The sequence below is a fragment of the Microcoleus sp. Pol7_A1 genome, from assembly GCF_036701085.1.
Taxonomy (GTDB): domain Bacteria; phylum Cyanobacteriota; class Cyanobacteriia; order Cyanobacteriales; family Microcoleaceae; genus Microcoleus; species Microcoleus asticus.
In genome coordinates this window covers 1-23050 of sequence record NZ_JAUBQD010000085.1, presented here as the reverse complement: position 1 = coordinate 23050, position 23050 = coordinate 1, and the positions used below count along the sequence as shown (strand labels likewise).

At 45.4% G+C, this 23050-nt stretch carries 17 protein-coding genes; 4 read left to right on the top strand and 13 right to left on the bottom strand.

Annotated features, from left to right (window positions below):
- Positions 1-51 precede the first annotated feature (51 nt).
- The 3 genes from QUA20_RS28960 to QUA20_RS28950 all read left to right on the top strand — a co-directional run bounded on the left by QUA20_RS28960 (position 52) and on the right by QUA20_RS28950 (position 1306).
- Positions 52-174, top strand: a complete 123-nt coding sequence (locus QUA20_RS28960) for a pentapeptide repeat-containing protein (protein ID WP_333193550.1) — start codon at positions 52-54, stop codon at positions 172-174.
- A gap of 190 nt (positions 175-364) precedes the next feature.
- Positions 365-886 carry a hypothetical protein gene (locus tag QUA20_RS28955; RefSeq protein ID WP_333193546.1) on the top strand — a complete coding sequence of 174 codons (522 nt, stop codon included), beginning with the start codon at positions 365-367 and terminating at the stop codon, positions 884-886.
- A 75-nt stretch (positions 887-961) separates the two neighbouring features.
- Positions 962-1306, top strand: coding sequence for an NAD(P)H-quinone oxidoreductase subunit M (locus QUA20_RS28950; RefSeq protein ID WP_172186354.1), 345 nt, complete (start codon positions 962-964; stop codon positions 1304-1306).
- Between the two features lie 220 nt (positions 1307-1526).
- Here QUA20_RS28950 and QUA20_RS28945 read toward each other — a convergent pair whose 3' ends face one another.
- Positions 1527-1910: a hypothetical protein gene (locus QUA20_RS28945; protein ID WP_333193544.1), complete on the bottom strand. Its 384-nt coding sequence runs from the start codon at positions 1908-1910 to the stop codon at positions 1527-1529.
- A gap of 803 nt (positions 1911-2713) precedes the next feature.
- Between QUA20_RS28945 and QUA20_RS28940 the strand changes: the two genes are divergently transcribed.
- The gene (locus QUA20_RS28940) at positions 2714-5026 is read left to right on the top strand and encodes a protein phosphatase 2C domain-containing protein (RefSeq protein WP_333193542.1); all 2313 of its coding nucleotides are present in this window, start codon (positions 2714-2716) and stop codon (positions 5024-5026) included.
- Between the two features lie 293 nt (positions 5027-5319).
- Here the strand turns inward: QUA20_RS28940 and QUA20_RS28935 are convergent, their stop codons facing one another.
- The 12 genes from QUA20_RS28935 to QUA20_RS28880 form a co-directional block, all read right to left on the bottom strand.
- Positions 5320-6015, bottom strand: coding sequence for an LPS assembly lipoprotein LptE (locus QUA20_RS28935; protein WP_333193539.1), 696 nt, complete (start codon positions 6013-6015; stop codon positions 5320-5322).
- 292 nt (positions 6016-6307) lie between these two features.
- A complete protein-coding gene (locus QUA20_RS28930; RefSeq protein WP_333193536.1) occupies positions 6308-6673 on the bottom strand; it encodes a DUF1823 family protein in 366 nt (121 codons plus the stop codon).
- A 150-nt stretch (positions 6674-6823) separates the two neighbouring features.
- Positions 6824-7855 carry a type I glyceraldehyde-3-phosphate dehydrogenase gene (gene gap / locus QUA20_RS28925; protein WP_333193547.1) on the bottom strand — a complete coding sequence of 344 codons (1032 nt, stop codon included), beginning with the start codon at positions 7853-7855 and terminating at the stop codon, positions 6824-6826.
- A 463-nt stretch (positions 7856-8318) separates the two neighbouring features.
- Positions 8319-8627, bottom strand: coding sequence for a P-II family nitrogen regulator (locus QUA20_RS28920; RefSeq protein ID WP_172186349.1), 309 nt, complete (start codon positions 8625-8627; stop codon positions 8319-8321).
- Between the two features lie 4 nt (positions 8628-8631).
- Positions 8632-9603 carry a sodium-dependent bicarbonate transport family permease gene (locus tag QUA20_RS28915; protein WP_333193532.1) on the bottom strand — a complete coding sequence of 324 codons (972 nt, stop codon included), beginning with the start codon at positions 9601-9603 and terminating at the stop codon, positions 8632-8634.
- Positions 9604-9806: 203 nt separating this feature from the next.
- Positions 9807-10541: a glutathione peroxidase gene (locus QUA20_RS28910; RefSeq protein ID WP_333193530.1), complete on the bottom strand. Its 735-nt coding sequence runs from the start codon at positions 10539-10541 to the stop codon at positions 9807-9809.
- A gap of 158 nt (positions 10542-10699) precedes the next feature.
- Positions 10700-11341, bottom strand: a complete 642-nt coding sequence (locus tag QUA20_RS28905) for a Uma2 family endonuclease (protein ID WP_333193527.1) — start codon at positions 11339-11341, stop codon at positions 10700-10702.
- A 42-nt stretch (positions 11342-11383) separates the two neighbouring features.
- Positions 11384-13246, bottom strand: coding sequence for a tetratricopeptide repeat protein (locus tag QUA20_RS28900; RefSeq protein ID WP_333193525.1), 1863 nt, complete (start codon positions 13244-13246; stop codon positions 11384-11386).
- Positions 13239-17330: a tetratricopeptide repeat protein gene (locus QUA20_RS28895; RefSeq protein WP_333193524.1), complete on the bottom strand. Its 4092-nt coding sequence runs from the start codon at positions 17328-17330 to the stop codon at positions 13239-13241. Before QUA20_RS28895 ends, QUA20_RS28900 begins: the two co-directional genes overlap by 8 nt.
- 24 nt (positions 17331-17354) lie before the next feature.
- A complete protein-coding gene (locus QUA20_RS28890; protein WP_333193523.1) occupies positions 17355-20189 on the bottom strand; it encodes a tetratricopeptide repeat protein in 2835 nt (944 codons plus the stop codon).
- Positions 20190-20727: 538 nt separating this feature from the next.
- Entirely contained in the window at positions 20728-21585 is an 858-nt protein-coding gene (locus tag QUA20_RS28885) for a calcium-binding protein (RefSeq protein WP_333193522.1), read from the bottom strand.
- Positions 21586-22113: 528 nt separating this feature from the next.
- Positions 22114-22251 carry a hypothetical protein gene (locus tag QUA20_RS28880; protein WP_333193519.1) on the bottom strand — a complete coding sequence of 46 codons (138 nt, stop codon included), beginning with the start codon at positions 22249-22251 and terminating at the stop codon, positions 22114-22116.
- Positions 22252-23050 lie beyond the last annotated feature (799 nt).

The following is a 23050-nucleotide window of genomic DNA, read 5'->3' as shown; positions in this document are numbered from 1 at the left end:
CCGAAACATAAACCTATTCATATTCACTCATTTATTTATTATACATCGCTGATGTTATTAAATTTTCATTCCTTAGAGAAAACTAACCTGAAGGAAGCTAAACTGGTTGGAGCAAATCTGGACAATGCAAAACTCGCAGGCGCAATTATGCCAGATGGGACAATTCACGAATAAACTCCATCGCCAATATTAAAGAGCAAGGTGAGCAATGTATTGGTGCCAATTTTCCAGGCTCTTCCCCGAAGTCCGGCAGGGAATTAATTCCCTGCCGGCCTTTCGGTTTAAGTTGACAACCAATGGCTGGCCTGGCCCACCAAAAAAATAGAGTATGATTAGTATGAAATATCAAATATACAGATTTTCGATGAATGAATCCGACACAGAAATCATAGAATATACCCTCAGATGGATGACGGAGTTTGTCGAGTTACCGCATCCTGTTTTCAGCAATTTACCGATTTGTCCCTTCACTAAAAAGGCACGCTTGGCTCATCAAATTTTATTCAAAATCGAGCGGTTTTCAGCGCTGACTGAGTTCGATCGCGATTCTGCCATAATGAAATCAATTTATGAATTTTACAATTCGGAATTTGAAATCATGGTAGTAATTAATCCTGAAAAAACAGCAATTACTGCGCCACAAACTAAAGAATTGATAGACAAACTGAATGATCGGATTTCAGAGTTGGGCTTGCTGGCTTTTCACACTCATCCCGAAGAAGATTTTAATATTGACGGGCTTCATACTAGGAGGATGCCGTATCCGGGCTTCACCGTTCAAGTAAATTCTAAGCTGAAGCCAGCTTCGGATTCTTTAGAGAAAACTGAATATTACAAAAATTGGACTGCCGAACAACTAAAATATTTCGGGATTCCGAGAAATTGACGATCGCCCGCCCTCCCCGCGCATCTCCCAGCCATTACAATTAATTCAGCAAAAAATCTTTACACATAAGAACTCATGCAGCTCAAGTCAACAACCCGCCATATTCGCATATACACCGCCATCCTCGAAGATAACGAACTCGTACCCAGCAACGACCTTTTGACCCTCGACATTGACCCAGATAACGAACTTAACTGGAATGACGAGTCAATCAAACAGGTATATGCCAAATTCGACCAACTCGTAGATGCTTACGAGGGCGAAGATTTGACCGAGTACAACCTCCGCCGCATCGGTTCGGAATTGGAGCACTTGGTACGATCGCTCCTACAAAAAGGCCAAATCAGCTACAACCTCAACGGCCGCGCTGTTAACTACAGCATGGGATTGCCTCAAGTTGATTCCAAAGTTCACCTGTAAGGGCGATCGGGCGATCGGCATTTGTGTCAACTTAAGATAGAAAGCCATCATAAATGTCGCTTGTAGCTGAGTTTCCATCCCCTCTACTGCCCTTGATCAGGGGCTGTAGGGGGGGGACAAGACGGTTCTCTTTCGTGTCCGGCCTTAAGGGGGATTGAGGCGGATCTAGACTTCGATACAAAGGAAAGGCCCAGATGGGGAGAATTGGGAAAATCTGCTTTTATTCTTCTTCCTGCTTCTTTCTGACTCCTGACTCCTGACTCCTGGCTTCTTCCTTCTTTTTACCCTCAGCCGAGTCAAAGGGCCTTTTTCCTTCTTTCTTCTCCCCCGCATCCCCAGCATCAACCGCAAAATTAGTAGGATGGCGATCGCGCTCCAAAAATTGTTTAACTGCAACTTGGCGGTTGGTCATAAAATGACCCCAAGCGCCGGGAAACAGCCCATCCAAGGTTTCCACCAGCGCCCAAACCTCAAGATTCATCACTTTGTAATAAAAACTGTGAGAATGTTGAATGCTAGTCAGTATTTCGTCTATTTCAACTGCAGGCAGCAGCTTCGGATCGGACAAATTCTTGCGAAAGGCACTGGACTCATGTAGGGGCATGGTTAAATACTCAACAGCTTGCAGAGGCCGGTCAGTCGATTTTAGATTTTAGATTTTAGATTGACTCCACAGATGAATCTGCGGGCTTGAACTAATATCTAATTTTTTTTGCTCTCCACGACTCCTGTCGGGGGCTTGCATCCGTCAGTAGATGTGAGATGTTAGATTTTAGACTTTAGATGGACTCCACAGATTTATCTGTGGGCTTGTATCCTTACTTTGGGTAAGGTTAAATTTAACTTTACTTGCTAAAGTCTGGTACGAGGCACGGAACACCCTGGGCGAGAAAACCGAGAATTGATATTTATTTATACCTGTTGGCTCAGGTGATTTTCACCTAGCTGCATCATACCATTATAGTTAGTCTAAAATTTCAATTCGTTTGAGAACCGCGATTTCTTCGGAAATCGCTACTATCAAGAATATGCTGAACACAGCGTGCTTTCAAGCCGAGGACTTCGGCGTCGCGCCAGCGTCTAACCCTGAAAGCTCAAAGCAAGATTCATCGGGGGGTCAACAAAATGGTAGACTATTCGTGTCAGTACAAGACATTAAAACCTACCCCTGGACTGGGGGAAAGTCACGCCTAAAACATTCTCAGGAGATATAACTACGCGCACAAGAGTGCAAACGTGGTAAGCCTAGGAACCTGAAAAATCAGGATATTAGGACTGCGAAGTCTTAAGAATCCCCGTCTGTTGAGAAAGCGGGGGTGTCGAATAATCGCCACGTATCAACCGTCGAGGTTCAATCGCTAAAATAGTTCAGATCAGCACGCTTGCCCAAAGGCGTCAGGAACCCTTATGCAAAACTCTGTGGCAAAACACTACTTATGGGCTTTAGGTGAAGGGATCAAAGGGTGTAAGCCAGGCGATCTGATCGCTGGTCGCTACTTGGTCAAGCGCGATCGACTTCTTGTCGATACTCAACCCGAACAGTTGCCGGAACAGCCCGAAGAGATTCCGAGTGTTGTCACTCCTTATCTGAGACTATTTACCTATCAGTTGCACGTACCTCAAGTATACGGGCTGGTATCGTCCCAGAGGAGCAAGCTCTCGGGAGATATCTGGCTATTGGAAAACGCGCCTATTTTGAAGGTGACGGAATCTTTAATGCCGGAACTGGCCGACTCCTGGAAAGGAGCCGCAGCGATGCGCCAGCTCAATTGGCTGTGGCAAATTGCCCAGTTGTGGCAGCCGTGTATCGCTCAGGGCGTGGCTTCCACGCTGCTGACTCCGGAACTGCTGCGGGTGGAAGGACAATTGGTGCGGTTTCTGGAATTGCAGCCCGATCGCAAACCGCCTAATTTGTCGCAGTTGGGCAAATTGTGGCAGCAGTGGCTCGAAGATGCTCACCCGGCGATCGCCAATTTTTTGAGGCAACTTTGCCAGCAAATGGTTGCCGGTCAAGTGCGCAACGGCGAACAACTGATGGGCCAGTTGGATAAAGCTCTGGCAAAGTGCGGGCGATTTTACGATCGTCACGTTGAGATAGCCACGGGCACCGATGTCGGCAGAGCACGGGCTCACAACGAAGATGCTTGCTATCCGCCCAGCGGTACGGTGTTCTCCGGAAAACCGGGATCGTCCGCTTGCGCGATCGTCTGCGACGGTATCGGCGGACAAGACGGCGGCGAAATCGCTTCGGAAGAAGCCATTGCTGTGCTGCGGGAAAAGTTGGAGCAAATGCCCCTGCATCAGGCTAATTGGGACCCGCTGAGCCTGACTTCCAAGCTGCAACGGGCCGCTTGTGCTGCTAACGACAAGATAGCCGGTCGCAACGACAGCGAACACCGCCAAGGCCGCCAGCGGATGGGAACTACGCTAGTTATGGCTTTAGCCCACATTCACGAACTCTACGTCGCCCACGTCGGAGACAGTCGGGCTTACTGGATTACCCGCACTGGCTGCTATCAAGTTACTCTCGACGACGATGTAGCTTGTCGGGAGGTGCGTTTGGGCTACTCCCTCTACCGGGATGCTTTGGAACAAGTGGCCGCAGGCGCTCTGATTCAAGCTTTGGGCATTAGTTCGTCCAACACTCTGCACCCAACTGTGCAGCGTTTTCCGGTTGATGAGGACTGCGTTTTGCTGCTGTGTTCCGACGGTTTGAGCGATAAAGACCGGGTTGAGGAATGTTGGGAAACGGAGATTTTGCCAATTCTCGACGGTAGCATTAATGTGGCCAAGGCGCGCGATCGACTGATTGAGATTGCTAATACTAGAAACGGTCACGATAACGTCACTGTAGCTTTAATTCACTGTCAGGCACATTTGAGGGACGAAGGCAATACTTTGACAGAATTGTCTGTCGCACCTTTAGATACGCCTGCGGAACCAATTATCGACAGCGAGGATTTGCCAACGGATTTGAATGATCCCACAATTCTTAGCGATGGTAATTCTCAAGCGAAAACGCAGTTGTTACAGCCGGAAAAAAGCAAAAGTTCATTTTCTCTGCTCCTGAAAATTGTATTTTTATTAGGGTTGGGGGGTGTATTTGCTTATTTTTTCATTCCTCCGGTGGGTCGGGCGATCGATACTGCCGGGGAGTCGATTTTCGGGAAAGGCGGTTTAATTAATAATGGAAGCACGCCGCAGAAAACAGTTGAATCTGTACCTCCTCCGGTGAAATCTTTAGAAACAGGCTCGTTTATAGAGATTAAAAGTTCTGCAGGTGGGGAATTGGGAAAAGAGGGCGATCGCTTGGATTTGCGCGTCGCAATGGGTGAGTTGACTGTCAAGGGAACAGTCCCTGCCGGCAGCGTTTTGCAAGTGACAAACAAACAACTTACGCCTCAAGGCAATTGGTTGGAATTGAAAGTTTGTTCGATTCCTGAAATAGTGCGGTCGAACTCTCCCAAACCCAACTCAAATAAAGATTTTTCTACAGTTTCAAAACCCGCAGTGAATCGATCTCCCGCTGTGGCAACTCCCTCGCCTTCCCCGACCGTTAAGCCAACCGTTGAAGTAGGAATCGCCAAGCTGCCAGCGGGAGAAATCGGATGGATTCAAGAACAAGCTGCCCTTTCTAAAGTAGTCTCTAACCCGACTCCAAACCCGAATCAACAGGGGAAATGCGTTGTTAATTCTGACTCAAATCCCAATGCTAATTAAACTGTTAATGCTTGAGTATGTTGAGCGACTTTGCTCTAATTTAGTAGAAAGAAAAATGCAGATTTCTAAACAAAACTAAGATTAACTGGTACCATCGCTGGTCAAGTAGCTGACATAATCAGTCCTAGACGCAAAAACCCGGTTGATTCACAAAATTTGGTCATATACGCTCGATCTCGACAACGCTCAACCGGGTTTCTTTGGGTAGCGTGCGATGGCGAACTGATAATTTTAGATTTGAGATTGGAAATTATTAAATTCCCAATCTCAAATCTAAAAAGGTTTCAAAATTTCTAACCTAATTTCTTAGATACTTCTGCAAGTTTAGTCACCATCTGAGATACGGCTTTGTCAACGGCCGCGCTCAAAAGTGAGTCTTCATTGCTGCTGCCAGAATTGCTGCTGATACCTCTGACAGAAATATTAGAATCGCTTTGATCGGATTCTCCTACTGCTTTGGCGGTAGCAAGAATATCTCCTGAAGCTGTACCAATTAACCGCACGTCTATTTGAACGGTAGCTTTGGTTTTTTGCGACCCGCCGCCGATTCCCATGAAACTGCCGCCGCCGGATTGTTTGTCGATATTAAACTTGGTAATGGTGCCGATGAGTACGGCGTCAACTCCTAACTCCTTGCCAATTTCTGCTGCTGTGCCGGCATCCATCGCACCGCTGCGATTTTGCTGTTTGAGCACTTGTTCGAGTTTGCTACGATCGACTACTGTATAAGTGCCATTGTTGACAAGTTCGTTGATTAGCAGTTCGCTGATGCCTTTAGCGGCCCCGACTCCCCTGTAGGAAGTGTAATAGCTGTTGGTGGTGCCGTAGTCGAAGTCCATGACGACTAGGCGTTTTTTGGCAGTAGCTTGGGCGATTTGGGTTGCGGGTTGGGTGGTGGCTGGCGTGGCGGTCGCGTTGACTGAAACGCCGCCTAGCATTAGGGTAGCGAGGGAAATGCTGGTTAAGCGAGATATGGTGGTTGTTTTCATAAAGGTTTCCTCACAGTGGTTTTGTGCCGACTCTAGGATACTTTACGGAACAGCCCGATGTCAGGGTTGGCGGTGAGGGTGTTGGAGTTGGCGATTTGTAGTCTTTTTTGACTTTCAAAAGGCTTAATTTTTGTTAATTAACCGCAGAGGACGCAAAGGAGACAGAGAAAGAAAGGAAGAGTTTAATAAAGGTTTCAATCCTTAATAGGGATTTAGGGGTTTTCCTGCCAAAAAATCTAATATCTTTGTACTGTAACGCGGGCAACAACCGCACAGCAATCCCAAATACCTCCTAAGCCCCAGCTTCCATAAAACCCATCAACCAATTAGCCATCGTCGCCCTGCGAGTCTGTCTCGGCCCGAATTCCCCAATTTTATAGCCCTTAAACCCCAATTTTTCCTTCAGCAACTGCTTGTTTTCTGGAGGGGTCGATCGAGTCAATTTCACGGTCGCCGGCCTAGAATCGATAAAATCCGGCGGTTCCGGGTATTCTTGGCGCCACTCGTTAGCAACATCAGCACTGTTCCACTTACCAGTCTCCGCATCGCAGCGGTAGCCCAGATACTGCCAAACTAGCTGATTGACGGCAGCATCGTCGATTTCTTCGTTGAGGATAGCCCAAATAGTTTCGTTATTCAGCGGTGGTAATTCAGACATGAGCGCGATCGAATCGGAAACACAAAAAGTTTAACTCACATTAGGTAATATTCTCAGGAACAGGCTTTCGGGCCCGTTCCACAAAAAATCATAGGAATTTGTTTGTGGGGTGGGCACGCGAGCCCGCCTAAAATGCCACCCCACAAAAAATCAATTATTCAAAATTCCGTCCTTCTGGGCCATCGACAGCATCAAGTCAATCACGCGGCAAGAATAACCCCACTCGTTGTCGTACCAAGAAACGACTTTGAAAAACTTAGAATTAAGTTCAATTCCCGCACCTGCATCGAAAATGCTCGATCGCTCGTCGCCCTTAAAATCTGTAGAAACCACCGCATCTTCAGTATATCCGAGAATGCCTTTGAGTTCGCCCTCCGAGGCTTTTTTCATGGCTTCACAAATTTCTTTGTAGCTAGTTTCCTTCCCCGTTTTAAAAGTAAGGTCAACTACAGACACGTCGGGAGTTGGCACGCGCAAAGCCATTCCCGTCAATTTTCCTTTCAATTTCGGCAACACCAAAGTAACAGCTTTTGCTGCACCAGTGGAAGATGGAATAATATTTTGAGCCGCACCGCGTCCTCCCCGCCAATCTTTTTGGCTGGGGCCGTCTACAGTTGGTTGAGTAGATGTCATGGCGTGAACTGTAGTCATTAAACCTTCTTCCAAGCCGAAGTTATCGTCGATCACTTTGGCAATTGGTGCTAAACAATTCGTTGTACAGCTAGCATTGGAAACAACAGTATCTTTTGCCTGGTCAAATTTGTGGTGGTTGACGCCTACTAGATATGTTGGTACTTTTTCAGGATCTTTTGTCGGTGCTGAAAGTATTACTCGTTTTGCTCCCGCAGTCAAGTGTTTTGATGCGCCTTCAAAATCTGTAAACAATCCGGTAGATTCTACAACATAATCTGCGCCGGATTTACCCCAAGGCAATTCGGCAGGATTTCTAATCGCTGTGCAGGGGATAAATAGTCCGTCAACGACAATCCCGTCGGGTTTGCTTTCAACTTCGCCGTCGTAAATGCCGTGGGTGGAGTCGTATTTGAAAAGATAAGCCAGGTTTTCTGGCGAAACTAAGTCGTTAATGCCGACAAATTCGATGTTGGGGTTTTTGATGCCGGCACGCATGACTAGCCGTCCTATGCGACCAAATCCGTTGATGCCAACTTTTAATGCAGCCATGTTTAAACTCCTCTTGAAAATCTCGCTAGTCGATCGGGCGATCGCCTGTTGTGGCTTAGAATTTACCACGCTAACGGATTTTTTTAACTGATTCTTTTCTATCTCTTAAGAATTCTGAATTCGGGGGCGGCGAAGGGTAATTAACCCTGAAATTACCGCTGGCTAATGGTTAATGGCTGATGATTGTAAACTTGTAAAAGTGCTACAATAGACAGAAATTATTTTCAAAATAGCCTTTTTTAAATCATGCTAAAGTAATAACAAAAAACTTATAAAAAAACCAAAATAGATTGGTATTCTCACCAGTGGCGGGTTTCGGGCCCCGAAGCCTAGGATTAAAGTCACAGATACGCACAAGGACACAGCAATGCCGTGTCCCTACACCTATGGCGTACAATCTATATGTCGCTCTAGTTTTCCAAATTGGTATAATCACCAATCACTAATGACTAATGACTAATAACTAGCCGACGCACCTAGTAATTAGCAATTCCACCGCATCTGAAATAAAACACGACCCACCAAATTTATTGAGCACGGGTCTAATGTTTTCTGCAACTGCTGATATTTGAGCCGGAGAACAAAAAGCAACCACATAAACGTTATCCAGCGCCGTCATTGATGAATTGCGGGAAACGTGATCCCTGGTGCTTTTTCCCGCCACATCACGAATCACCGAATAACCGGGTACGCCAGCTTTGTCTAAACCGTCTAAAATCTTGCCGAGTTCCACCGAGTGCGCTATGATTTCTATCCTTTTGACTGGCTCCATTATCTCACCTCCAAAACATATTGATTCCGTATAGATACAGGGGAATGCCTACAATGATATTAAAAGGAAAGGTCACTGCTAAGGCCGTTGAAATGTAAAGACTTGGATTCGCTTCGGGAACTGTTAGGCGCATGGCTGCTGGTACTGCTATATAAGAAGCACTCGCGCACAATACAGCAAACAGCAAAGTGTCTCCCTGCGGCAGTCCGATTAATTTGGCTATTAGCAAAGCAATTACTGCGTTGAGTATGGGAATTAGGATTGCAAAGCCGATCAGAAAAATTCCTGCTTCTTGCAAATCTTTAATTCTGCTGGCCGCAACCAGGCCCATGTCTAGCAAGAAAAAAGTCAAAACTCCGTAAAATAAGTCTTGAGTAAACGGACTCATAACTTGCCAACCGTGTTCTCCTGTTAGTATGCCCATAATTAGGCTGCCAATCAGCAGAAAAACTGAACTGTTTAGGAATGCTTCTTGCAACACTTCTGGCCAAACTATTTCGCGTTTTCCTTCTTCCCCGCCAAATACACTGACTAGAATGAGACCGACTATAATTGCCGGGGATTCCATTAATGCTAGCGCGGCTACCATGTAACCGTCAAACTCGATCCCCTGTGCTGTGAGGAAGGAGGTTGCGGTGATAAATGTGACGGCGCTGATGGAACCGTAGGTGGCTGCGATCGCCGCGGCATTGTAGGAGTCGAGTTTGATCCTCAGTATAAAAAAAGTATAAATTGGTACTAAGATTGACATCAGCATCGCTGCAAAAATTGTCAGGGCGATTTGCTGGTCAATTCCGCTTTTGGACAGTTCGACGCCGCCTTTAAATCCGATCGCAAACAGCAGATACAGCGAAAACAGTTTGGGGATGGGCGCTGGAATTTCTAAATCAGATTTGAGAAAAATTGCCAGCATTCCCATGAAAAAAGCTAATATTGGGGGATTTAAGATATTTGACGCTACTAAACTCAAATCCACGATCGTTCACTCCCATTTTTTGCGTTTTTAGTATTACTTCCCCAGTAATTGTTGCACGAGAAGGGATCGATAGAGCGATCGAACTTTTGAAGCGAAAGCTCGACGGGGCTAAATACCGCCTAATAGGGCAAAGACGCACACTGCACGCCCTACAACCAGTAAGGCGTGCACTTCGCACCCGCAGGTTAAGTATTTGTGTTTAACTAAGCAACAGCCAAATAAGACTCTAGGTCTTCGGAACCACCGATCAACTTGCCGTCGATAAATACTTGCGGCACAGTTGTAGCCCCAGTCATAGCCCGGAGCGATCGAGTTGTGATCTCCCGGCCCAAGACGATTTCTTCATAATCGAAGCCATTTTTACTCAGCAGTGCCTTAGCCTTAGCGCAGAAGGGACAGCCCATTTTTGTAAACAGCGAAACGACCTTCGGCTTCGCTGCTGCGGAGTTGATGTAGTTGAGCATCGTCTCGGCATCGGACACTTTGAAAGGGTCTCCCGGTTCATCAGGCTCAATAAACATTTTTTCAACCAAGCCATCTTTTACCAGCATCGAATAACGCCAAGACCGCTTGCCAAAGCCTAAGTCTGTTTTGTCTACCAGCATTCCCATGCCTTCGGTAAATTCGCCGTTACCGTCGGGAATTAACGTCACATTGTCTGATTCTTGGTCTTTTGCCCACTCGTTCATCACAAAGGTGTCGTTGACGGAAATACAAACTATTTCATCTACGCCATTTTCTTTGAAAACTTTGGCACATTCGTTGTAACCGGGGAGGTGCGTTGACGAACAAGTGGGCGTAAAAGCCCCAGGCAGCGAGAAGACGACTACGGTTTTACCTGCAAATATATCATCGGTGGTGACATCGACCCACTCGTTGTCTTTGCGAGTGCGAAAGGTGACTTTGGGTACTCTTTGACCTTCTTGGTTCGTCAGCATGATTTTAAATTCTTAGGTACTTAGGTTCAATTGCTTACTTTAGCGTACTCATAACGAGTACGACTTGTCAAGAGGAGGCGGGTCTTTTCCTCGGACTTGGGCGCGCGCGAGCTCAGTTCATTGTCTTTGCGACAGCTAGCAGATTTAAAACTTGCTGTTTAAGTAGGTCGGCAATTCTGTCTCCATTCCTTGGCTGCTGCTAACGGGTGAGGATTTTTTACACATTCTCTCAACATATCGATATCAATTCCCGGTAGCAATTCGCTTTGTGTGATTAATTCATAACCGCAGTTGGACACGAATTCAACCGGAATTTGTTCTCGCAAATGGTAGATAGAAAATTGGTCATTTCGCCAGAACCAAACCTCTCGTACATTCAACCTTCTATACAGTTCTAGTTTATTGATGCTGCCACTGGTAACAATCACTTCAATTACCAAATCGGGAATTTCTTTATCTGTGCCAATACAGTAAGCTTCATCAGGTTCCGTACCGCCACTTTTTTCCTCTTGTCGCAGGGTTGTAGACCCAAAAGGAAAATATTCGATTTCTGATTCTACAAAGTAAATTTCTAGCAGATTTCCAATGCCAGTTTTGCGACTTTCATGGCGGCGAGAAGGCGACATAATTTCCAAAACTCCATCTAAATAAGTAACTCGATATCCCGCTGTATCTCCAATCCGATTCAGCAGTGTCTCGTATTGTTCCCAGTTGGCGCTATCGGTAATGTAGCGATCTTCAGGATCTTGGCGTTGGAGTGCTTGTTCCTTAAGTAGCGTATCTAGCTCGCTCGTCAGCATCGGTATTACCTCCTTAGAAGTTGTTCTAATCTTAGCTCAACTTTATTCCCAATCAAACTGCCTCCCCAAATATTCCTCTAATTCCTGATTGTAAGGTCGGAAATAATCGCTCAACCTGTCGCGAATCGATTCATTTACCCGCTGATAAGAACCGGGATTAGCATTTTGGTATTCAGACAATTGATATTCCGGCAAATCTAAGAATTCTAAAACTTGCTTGAGTGTTGTCGCCGCACCTGCATAAAAATCTTCGCTTTTCAAAATTAACAACTGTTCTCGGGGAAAGAAAGCCCGCCATTTTTTGATAAATTCTATGTACCTACCGCGAGCTAAATAATTCCCTGGTTCCTCGCCGATGATGTATTCTGGATTTTGACTCAACCGTTCAATTTCATCGCTAATTACTCGATCGAGCGATCGCGCTTCCCAGTTTAAGCCAGTCAATCGGTAAAATTGAGAAATCGCCCGATCGACCGGATTTCGCAAAAGTACAATCAGTTTCGCCTGTGGAAACAGGCTGTAAAGACGTTCCGGTGCTTCCCGAGAGTCAAAATAGCTTGGACTTGCTTCGCCCGTCAAAAATTGCTCCCCGGCTGGCATTGGCGGAAAATGAGCCAAATACCAATCAATCCCCCTGTCAAAGTGCCACGAGAAAAAATCCATCTCCTTTTTAATGGGAGTCAAAATTTGCGGGTGTTGGGCTAAATAAGTATACAGAGAAGTTGTGCCACACCGCTGAGAACCAATAATTATAAAGTTAGGAACTTTGACTGGTTTTAAGTTCCAATTTTGTGGAACAGGCATCTTGCCTGTCTCTTCTTGTGGAACAGGCATCTTGCCTGTTCTCTTACTGATAAGAGATGCAAAACTTTGTTTGTAACTGACTGTTCGATAAAAATCAATCGCCTCGGCAATTTTACCTTGCCTCGTTAAAGCTTCCCCCAAATTCAGATAAGGCCAAAAAGCCTCCGGTTTAGCTGCAACAACTTCGCGGCACAAGTTCTCAACTTCATCTAGCTTGTTTTGCCTAACAAAAACTTCCCACAAATTGTAATAAAACCACCAAGGAAGATCTGGATTTATTTTTATTGCTTGGCAAAATGCCTCCGCCGCTTCCTCCCAATATTTTTGGTGGCTCAAAACGGCACCTAAATTGTAATAAGACCAGCAATCATCGGGTTTTTGGGCGACAGTTGCGCGAGATGAGGCTAATGCGCGATCCTCTTCGAGGGCTTCGCTAACGCACTTTTCTTGCTGCTGCAACAACTCTTCTAATTCTACTGACTGTGCTGCACAACTCGGCATAGTTGTCAATAGCAATTTGTAAATAATAATTGCGCTTTTTGGGCGATCGTACTGTGCTAAATTCTTTCCTAGCTGCCAATAAAATTCCCGATTTTCCGGTGTAATTTGCAATTTAAATTGTTCTAACACCAACTTCAAATCAGACTCTGTTTGTCCGACAGCATATCCCAACTTGTCGTAAATTCCTGGCAAATTTTCGTCAATTTCAACAGCTTTTAAATAGGTGGCGATAGCTTCATCCCACTGTTTTAGTTTAGTTAAAGCGTCGCCTAAATTGCAAAAAGACCAAGCAAAATCCGAGTTGAATGCAATCTCGCAGCGGTAAGCAGCAGCAGCTTCTTCCCATCGCCGAAGTTTCAGCAAAGCATCGCCCAGATTGTGATAAGACCACGAAAAATCGGGATTTAACTCAACAGCTTTTTTGTAAGCCGCGACAGCTTCCTCCCATTTTTCAAGTTTCAGCAAAACATCGCCCAAACTGTGATAAGACCAAGAAAAATTAGGATTTAATTCAATAGCTTTTTTGTACGCAGCAACAGCATCATCAAACCGACCGCTTTCTTGCAGAGAATTCCCCAAATTATGGTAGTCATTATCCATGCAAAACTCCTGCAAGACTCATTAATTTTTCCAGCGAGCTCAAATCCAACTGCATATCTTTATGTAAAGGTTTGGTCGGAGTTCCCTCATCAACCAAATCACCAATTAAATAGTAATGTTCCAAACCGCATAAATTGCTAATCATCCAATAACAATACGGAACGTAAAGCGGAGAAAAAATCTCAATTACTTTAGTTCCTGGACTGCAAAAAACTAGATTAGTCAATCCCCCTCCGTGAGGTGCGACAACTACTTTAGCAGCAGCCAAACACGATGCTTGTTCCGCTATCGACATCGTTTCCAGCTTGACAATGCGGAACCCCAATTTTTCTAAGTATTTAATTACCTCTTCATCGTTGACAATTCGTCGATAGGATGCTTGTTGGCGACTGATATAAATTCGCTCTGAATAGTCTGTGTTTAGTGGCTGTTGCTCATTTAAAAATGTCTTTCTGAGATATTCACACTTCCATTTAGAAACTGCCCCCGATCCGTTATAAGATATTGACGGAACTATTAATTTATCGGTTGTAACGTGTAAACTGCAGCGACTTTCTAAAAGTTTATCTTGAGGAATTCCTAAAGTCTCTAAAGTTTCTGCTTGATAGGAAGAATCCCTGGCATTGACAATAAACTTATCTATAGTTTCTATCAATCCGCTCCGCTGTAAAAGGTCAAATCGCGTAATCACATCAAACATCCAATGAAAATAAGCGGCTCCACCCCAGCGAGCAGATAAAAAAGCCACATTTCCATCGACGTGTTCAGCGGGAGGCAATTTGTCGGAAGTGATTACTAATTCAGCACAACCCATTGAAATATCAGTAACAAGTTTATTTTCTGAAGTAATAACAGCGGTAGTCACAACATCTGCCCAAGCTCGTCCCTTTGGCAATACGGCAACAAAAGCTTTTCTTGAATGACTTTGATGTTCCCAAAATCTGCTGTTGCTGTCGATTGTTTTGGAATACGATAAATTGATGTGACTCGCAGGATGGATGTCAATGCAGGTGAGGTTAGGATTGGATTCTGCTGTAACGGTCAAATCTTCTGTAAACCCACAGTATTTTTTGAGAACACTTAAGGGTAATATTTGATTGCTGTATTCTCCGCGATCGCTCTCATCGACTTCTCCTTGTTGTTCCAGAGCATAACCTATATTATCGTAAGCTTCAAACAAATCGGGTTGAATTTGCAATGCTTGAACTAAATTAGCGATCGCAGGTTCCCACTGCTGTTTGGCAATTAAAGTCAAACCCAATCCTTCGTAACACCAACAGGATTTTGGATCGAGATTGATGCCTTGCTCATAAATTGCGATCGCCCTTTCCAATTCCCCTTGATTCCGCAGTGCATCGCCCAACTTTTTGTACAGCCAACTATGCTCAGGTTCTAGCTCAATAGCACGACCAAAAGCCACTGCTGCTTCTGGCCAATTTTCTTGTGATTCCAGAACTTCTCCCAAACTATTGTACAGCCAACAATCATCTGGATTTAATTCAATAGCTTTGCGGCAAGCCGCCGCCGCGTCATCCCAATTTTCCAGTGCAACCAAAGCCTTACCTAATCTATCGTAAGACCAACAAAAATCGGGATTTAGTTCAACTAACTTGCGGTAAGCAACAGCAGCTTCCTCCCACTCAGAAAGCTCCATCAGCACATCGCCTAAATTGTTGTAAGTCCAACAAAAATCGGGATTTAACTCAATAGCTTTGCGGTAAGCAGCAGCGGCTTCGCCCTGTTCCTCAATCGCCTGCAAAGTTTCCCCCAAAAAGTAGTAAGCCCAACTAAAATTAGGGTTTAGTGCGATCGCCTTTTGGTAAGCTGCCCGAGCTTCCTCAAACAGTTCTTTCTCTTGCAGAGTTTTACCCAACTTGTGGTGAGTTAAGTAGTTGCCAGACTTAATTTTAATAGCTGTTTGATAGCGGGCGCTCGCCTCATCCAAATAACCCGCATTTGCCGCAATATCCCCCAACTTTTCCCAACCCAGAGACAACAGAGTTTGCTCTTCGCCCAAACTTTGATTGCCGATTTTTTTGACAATCAGTTGATAGCCTTTGTGTACTACTTCTAACTGACTTCCAAACATCTCCAAAAAAACATCTATCCCAATTTTAGTATCTTGCTCCGGGCTGTCGGGAAACGTAAACTCGTAATCATCAAAAATCATCAGCCCCCCAACTTTCACCAACCTCCAAGATAAAATCGCATCTTGCAGAGCACTGGTGGGTTTGTGACAGCCGTCAACGTAAGCAACATCGTAATATTCCGAAGTCAAATTCACTAACAAATCTTGAGAGTAACCTTCTAATTCAATTACCCGATCGGCGGCTCCAGTTTTAACAATATTGCCCTTAAAATGTTGTTGAAAGAACAAATCAATACAAGTAATCTTTGCCGTCTGATGAGTTAAAATATTATCCAGCAGCCAGCAAGCCGACATTCCCTGAAAACTGCCGATTTCCACTACTTGAAATTCCGCAATTCCAGTAAATTCCTGCAAATGCCGTTGCCAAATAGGAATATTGTGTGTAAACCAATCTTGGGTAAATTGATAATCTTTCGCCGCACACTCAGCCCAACCCCTCAATTCGGCCGCTTTTTGGTGGCAAATAATTGCTTCTTCTAATTCCCCTAATTGCGGTAAAATATTTCCTAAATCGTTGTAAGGCTTAGAATTGCTCGGATCGATTTCAATTTGGTGGCGGTAAGTGGCAATTTGTGCGTATAACTCCTGTTGTTTCGCCCGAACATCATTGAGTTGGGCGACAACTTCCGCAGCATTCGGTTCAATTTGCAGTGCCATGCTATAAAATACGATCGCACCTTCCAACTGCTTCTGTTTCGCTAAACTATTCCCTAAATTTATATAAAACTCCGCTCCATCTAACTCAATTCCCAGCAAATTGTGGTAATTTTTCCCGCTGGCAAGTACCTCAATAGCTTGACAATAAGTTTCGATTGTGCTGTCTAAGCCCGATTCGCTTCGCTTCCGCAAAACATATCCCAACCGCTGATTAATTCCCGTCAAATTCGGCTCAAGCTGAACCGCGTGCAGGTAAGCGCTAACAGCTTCATCCCAGGATTTTTCACAGGTTAAGGCAATTCCCAAATTGCAATAAAACCAAGGAATATTTGAATTTATTTCAATAGCTTTGCGGTAGCAACTAATAGCTTCAGACCACAGTTTTTTGTGAGCCAAAGCGTCCCCTAAACAATTGTATGCCCAGTAGGAATTATCATTAATTTCAAGAGTTTGACGGTAACATTTAATTGCTGCATCTAACTCGCGCTTTTGCATCAAAACATTGCCCAAACCAAGGTAAGCACGAGCGTAGTTGGGATTGATTTCAAGGCTTTTGTTGTAACAGGCGATCGCCCGATCTAATTCACCTCGCTCCGCCCAAGTTTTACCCAAACAGTGGTAAGATTCAAAAGAATTTGGATTGATCGCAATGGCTTGTCGGTAATTGGCGATCGCCTCATCCGACCGTTTCTCCCGGACCAGCATTTCCCCCAAATTGTGATAAGCTGTTGCCAGCTTCGGGTTTAACTTAATTGCCCGCGAATAACATTCAATAGCGCGATCGAACTTTCCCAATTCAACTAAACTATTTCCCAGAGTGACGTGCTCGTCAGCAGTTGCCCAATTCGGCTCGATATTAAAAGCTTGATACCAACAGTCTGCCGCCTCTTCTGGCTTCTCCAACTGCGTCCAAATTCTCGCCAAGTGCCGATAAACAGCAGCAAAATTCGGCGCTAGCGAAATTGCTTTTTCACAATTGGCGATCGCCTTTTCCCACTGTTTATCCTGAGAATACAAACTGCCTAGATTAGCGTAAACTTCCGGCAAATTTGGATTGCGATCGATCGCCCTTTCATACCACTGCTTAGCTTGCTCGATTTCACCTCGAACCTGCATCACCTTTCCCAGCGTCTGGCAAGCTGTCGCCAAATTCGGTTCAATATTCAACGCTGACTCGCAAGCAGCAACTGCCTCATTCAACTTTCCTTCGGCTAAATAAACTTCTGCTTGCCGACTTAAATCAACCGCTGCTTTTTCCATCTTCTCAATCGAGGGCATAATTAAACTTACTCCAGACGCCAACTAACCCAAACGCACCACTTCAACCATCCTTTTCAGCGAACTCAAGTTCACCAAAATATCCTCAGTCAGCGAATTCTGATACATCAACTGTCTAATAGGATAGCATTCAAAAGCCTCGCCCGCTAAAAAGTAATGTTCCAACTGCAAATATTGACTGCTTCCCCAGTAATAATGACTGATATAGTGAGGCGACACCAACTCAATTACTTTAGTTCCCTGGCGACAAAAAATCGTATTTGTCAAACCGCTGCCGTGGGCAGCAACTATCACCTCAGCGTGGTAAAAATGAGCAATTTGCTCTGCCAAAGACATCGACTCCGGCAAAATAGAAACAAAGCCAAATTGCTCCAAAACCTCAACCACATCTTCCTCGTTCAAAACTCGCCGATATCTCGCTTTGCTGCGGCTGATATAAATGCGTTTTGGATAGCTGGAACTAGGTATAATTCCCTTGAGAAACTCGCGCCTCAAAAAATCCATCGCCCACCCAGAAGGCCAGCCCAAATATCCCGCAAAAGACGGCACAATTAACTCTGTTGCTTGAATGTGAGGCAAACGATCGCTTTCCAAGACTTTCTCTTCAGGAATGCCCAGAATTCTTAGACTTTCCCGCTGAAATTGGTGCTGACAACTATTCACCAAAAACCAATCAATTTCCGCCAAATTCCTACCGCTGAGCCGCAGCAATTCTATCCTCGGCAAAACATCAACCATCCAGTGAAAATAGACATTTCCCGACAAACCAGAAAGCACCGCCACGCTACCGTCAATTTGCTTTAAACTTGGAAAGGATTCTAACTGAAAAACGCTGTGTTTTCTAACATCATGCTTTTCGCATCCCGGCAAAAACCCCGGATAATCTCTCGACACATCAGCCAATAAATAATTATCAGGAGTAATTACAGCGATCGCCTTGCAAATCATCCAATAATTTTCCTGCGGAACAATCCAAACTCGCCCGTTGGGAATCTGTGCCACAAAAGTCTTTTGCGACTCCACAGGTAGCGGTTGCAAGTTCGACAAACGGCAAACTCCCCAACCCAAATGCACCGGATCGAACCACTTAGAAATCCTCTGCAAACACAGCCCGCAAGTTAAACCTGTACAATCGGCATTTGCCAATTGCGAATTTGTTAGCGAAAATTGGGAATTCTGAATATTTTCGGCACAGGCTTCTAGTGCAGATTTCCAAACTATTTCCACATAATTTCCCGCATCCAACTTAGAATTAACCAGCCAATCCCAACTCGATAAATAAATAGCGTGAGGAGGTTCTAGAAAATTGCGCTCGGGCGAGGAGATAAAACTCTTTTTAGTCCACTCTTTCTGCTCCCCATACCCGTGCAATTGCAACTCTAAAACCTTTTGATAATAATCAATCGCCCGTTCCCAGCGCCCCTGTTTTTCCAGGAGTTTTGCCAACTCAAAATAAACCTGCGGTAAAGCAGGTTGAATCGTCAACGCCATGCGGTAAACTGCAATTGCTGCACTGAACCGCTGTTGCTGGGCTAAGGAATTTCCAACCCGCCAGTAAATCTCTGCATTGTGTGGCTGAATTTGCAAAGCTTTTTGATAATAAGCGGTGGCCGATTCGTGTCCGCCGTACTCTGTTAAAGCATTTCCCAAATGCAAGTAAATTTCTGCTAAATTATCGCAGATTTCAGCAACAGGCAATTCGCGATCTGCACTTGACAAATATCTAGCCGCAGCATCTTTTTTCTTTACTTTTAAATCCCTTAAATCTGTGACATCCGTGACATCCGTGACATCCGTAACATCCGTTATACAATCCGTTGCCGAACTTCCCATCAATGCTGTGAGAAATCGATCGCACGCAGCGATCGCCCTTGAGAATTCATCATCTTCTACAGCAGCAACTCTGCGCCTGTCTCCCAAGCGGCAGTAAGCCTCAACAAAATCGGGCTTCAGACCTATCGCCCGCTTAAAATAAGGCATGGCCTCAGCAATTTTGCCCAAAACCATCAAAGAAAACCCGGCGTCTGTATAGCCCGAAATATGTTCGGGATTCAGCTCGATCGCGCGATCGAAACAAGCAACCGCCGCCGAATGTTCTCCCTGTATTTGCCACGCTTTCCCCAGATTGTAGTGAGCCAAAACCATGTCCGGCTGCAACTCAATAGCTGTGAGGTAAGATGCGATCGCCCGATCGGGATTTTTGTCCAGCAACGCTTGACCAAAATTATTGTGCAGCGTCGCCCAATCTGGCTTAATCTCGATCGCCCGTTGGTAAACCTCGATCGCCTCAGCAGCGCGATCGTCCTTCAGCAGAATCGCACCCAAATTGCTGTAAGCTTCCACGTAATCCGGCTTCAGAGCAATCACCTGTCGGTAGGTATCAATTGCCGCTTCGAGCTGATTATTTTCATCTAAAACCACAGCCAGATTGTAGAAAGCAAGTAGATAATTGGGGTTAAGAGCGATCGCCTTTCGGTAACAGTCGATCGCCTCTAACAAATTACCCTGATTGTGAAAAACATTTCCCAAGTTATAATGAACTTCCGGCCAGTCTGGTTTCAAATCCAGAGCTTGCCGGTAGTGAAAAACCGCCTCATCCAGCCACCAATACTCGCTGTAAAGTTGACCCAAATAAGCATGAGCCAGAAAAAACTGCGGCGAAATCTCCAAAGCTCGCACAAAAGCGTCTCTTGCCGCCGTCGGATCGCCTTGAGCTTCCAGAATTTCGCCTAAAGTGGTGTAAGCCGAGGGCGAAAACGGTTGAAGTTCGATCGCCCTTTTGCAAAACTCGATCGCCTCAGTTAACTTCCCCCTGTTCAAATAAACTTGGGCTTGCCGGATATATTCTTGAGTGTTCATTGATCGCCAGCAGTTGCGGTTACTTTACCGCTTCAGTAAAACTTAGAAATTCTGATTTAAAAACTTTGTATTTATATTTTGCCCGATCGGGCGATCGATTAATTTCACTAATTAATTGTTAAAATTTTTACGTTTGACGTTAAAGTTGACACCAATCCCCGAGTTTTACTTCCTACTTTCTTTTGCTTCTGAGACTCAAGCCTTATAAACGCCGTTTCTACGAGATACGACACTTTTGCTGGCAAATGAATTACAAAAAACTGGTTTCGCTCCGGGGCGGTGCCAAGAGCGCCTGCCCTCCGGGTTTCTGAGGTGTACTGAACTAACCTGGAATCTGCTGCTGTATCTTAGGTTTCCGGGCGAAGTATTTACCAAGAAACCGACTTTCTGATTCCGCGTGCCTAAGTCCTGTCTCTACATTAAAGCTTTCAACTTCGCTCCGCCGCAGGCAGAATGAAGTTGAAAGCTTCCAAGACTTTCAGTAGTGTGAGAACAGCACCAGATTTTATCTGGTGCTGCCCCACAACTGCCACTTGTTTTAGAACAACTCGAAGCTGTTCGAGGTAATTGTCAGACCAGTCTGCAACTGAGCAACAGTTAGCACTCCGTTGCTGCCGTTGAAGTACAACGCACCGCTTGTTGGGTCGTAGACCAACTTGTTCGTCGTGCCTGCTCCTGGGCTGGCTGCGTTGAAACCAGAAACGACTACAAACTCGGTGGCATCGAAGCTGCTGCCCAAACCAGAGAACACACCGCCCTGCTTCAAGCGGATCTTATCTTCGCCTGGGGTAAAGTCAGTGATCGTATCTACGCCATAATCGCCGCCGCTGGAGAAGAAGTAGAACGTATCGCTGCCAGCACCGCCCGTCAGGACATCACTTCCTCTGTCGCCAGTGATAAAGTCATTGCCAGAGCCACCATCGACAGTATCGTTGTCTTTACCGCCGAACAGGCTGTCGTTGCCGTCGCCGCCGGCGACAACATCGTTGCCTTGGCCGCCATAGACTGTATCGCTCCCAGAGCCGCCGAGTACGGTGTCGTTGCCTCTGTCGCCAGAAACCAGGTCATTGCCATCACCGCCGTCTACGAGGTCATCACCTTTTCCGGCAAAGATCACGTCATCGCCGGTGCCACCAGCTACCACATCGGCGCCGCTGCCTGAAAGGATGGTATCGTTGCCGTCGCCGCCGCCGACACTGTCATTGCCGCCGCCGGTAATAATCAGATCGTTGCCACCGCCACCAGCGACCACATCGTTGGCCCCAAAAGTCAGGATGATATCGCCTTGGGCGGTGCCGTTTAACCTGTTACTCTCCTGGGTGCCGATAATGTTAGCGCCACCGCCCGGTCCCGGGTTTGAAGATACTGGTGTTGTTGGATTAGTTACCTGTGTCATTTACACTCCTCCTAAAGGATGAACCATTTTTCTACAATACACTTTTCTCTGCTATACAAAACCTGGCTAAGCTTATTTAAGCTCCACCATTCAACTAGAAGTAGTTTCTAGAGGGTCTGCTTCCTGCTTCTACCAAGGGAGTCGGCTCCTACTTGTCCACAGGCGTAAATTCGGGTGGAGCAGCACCCTATTTTTCAAATGAGTACAACTATTTTTTTTGAAGCTTTTAGCCAACGAAACCGGACATTGGTTGAGACCCTAATTGACCCGGCTGCCATAAGTTGTCATGTAATTTAAATTGTCCGTAAGGAGGTCGGGATCGCAAGTTGAATCCTGTATTCCTTGAGCAGCAAATATCGGTTGTTTCCTGCTGTGGACTCTCGACTCCACCACTCCCTCCCTCCTCTAACACCAAAATATTTCAACTAAACGTTTGTGAGTGTACCATACTGAGCTTCGATGCGGCTAGTCATTTTTAAAACAATAGCCGGGAAATACACATAAACCATTTTTAATCGGAGTATGCTCTCAAGATCGAGAAATCGCACCGGGCCCTTCTTGGCACTGTCGATCGCCGGGAAGTTCGATCGCCCGCAATCGGGCTGCTGGAACTGAGTTGCGACTTTTCAGTACACTGTAGTTGACCAGACTTTTGATTTTCGCCAATAGTTCCCCAGAAATCAAAATTTTTTAGCTAGGTTTCAAAGCAAGCCCGCGCACGCTGGAGGCCGCATTCAATCAAAAGTTCGTCCCAACACAATCCCCGACGGACTCTTGAGGCTCATCACCTTGATTTTTCCACCGAAATCCCTCGCACTCAACCCAGGATTTTGGCGAAAAAACCCGGTTTTTCAACCCAAATAGGTCATTACAGCCATGAGCCGCATCCATCCCGACAATCTGACAATGCAGCGCTTGTGTTGGGAAGTTGACATGAACGGTACGCCGGTAGAGTGGTGACGGTACTGTCAGTCGATTTTAAATTTGAGATTTGAGATTTTAGATTTACTCCACAGATGAATCTGGGAGGTTGAACAAAGATCTAAAATTTTGGGCTGCTGGCGACTCCTGTCGGAAACTGGTATCCGTTTTTGGGCGGGGTCAAAGCTGAGAAGAAACTGCTGCGCATCTTGTAAAAGTTTATAAACAGAATGCAACTGCCGGTCAGCTCTAAACTCCGTCATCAATCCTTCCCCATCTCAAACCTCAAATCTCAAATCTCAAATGGTATTAATTGTCTCTTAGTTCGGGACACAGTGTCAAACATAAAAATATGCGGCGTTGCATATATTCATAACGATATTTAAAAATAGGAAGTGGCATAATAAAGGCAAAGTTGTTCAAAGTTCAAAAATGCAATGCCCCAAATGCAACGGTGAAGATGTAGTTAGGGCTTGCTGGATAAGTGCAGAAAGGTTACACGGCCTGGTTATGCGATCGTCCGATCAAGAAAAGTGTGCAAGAT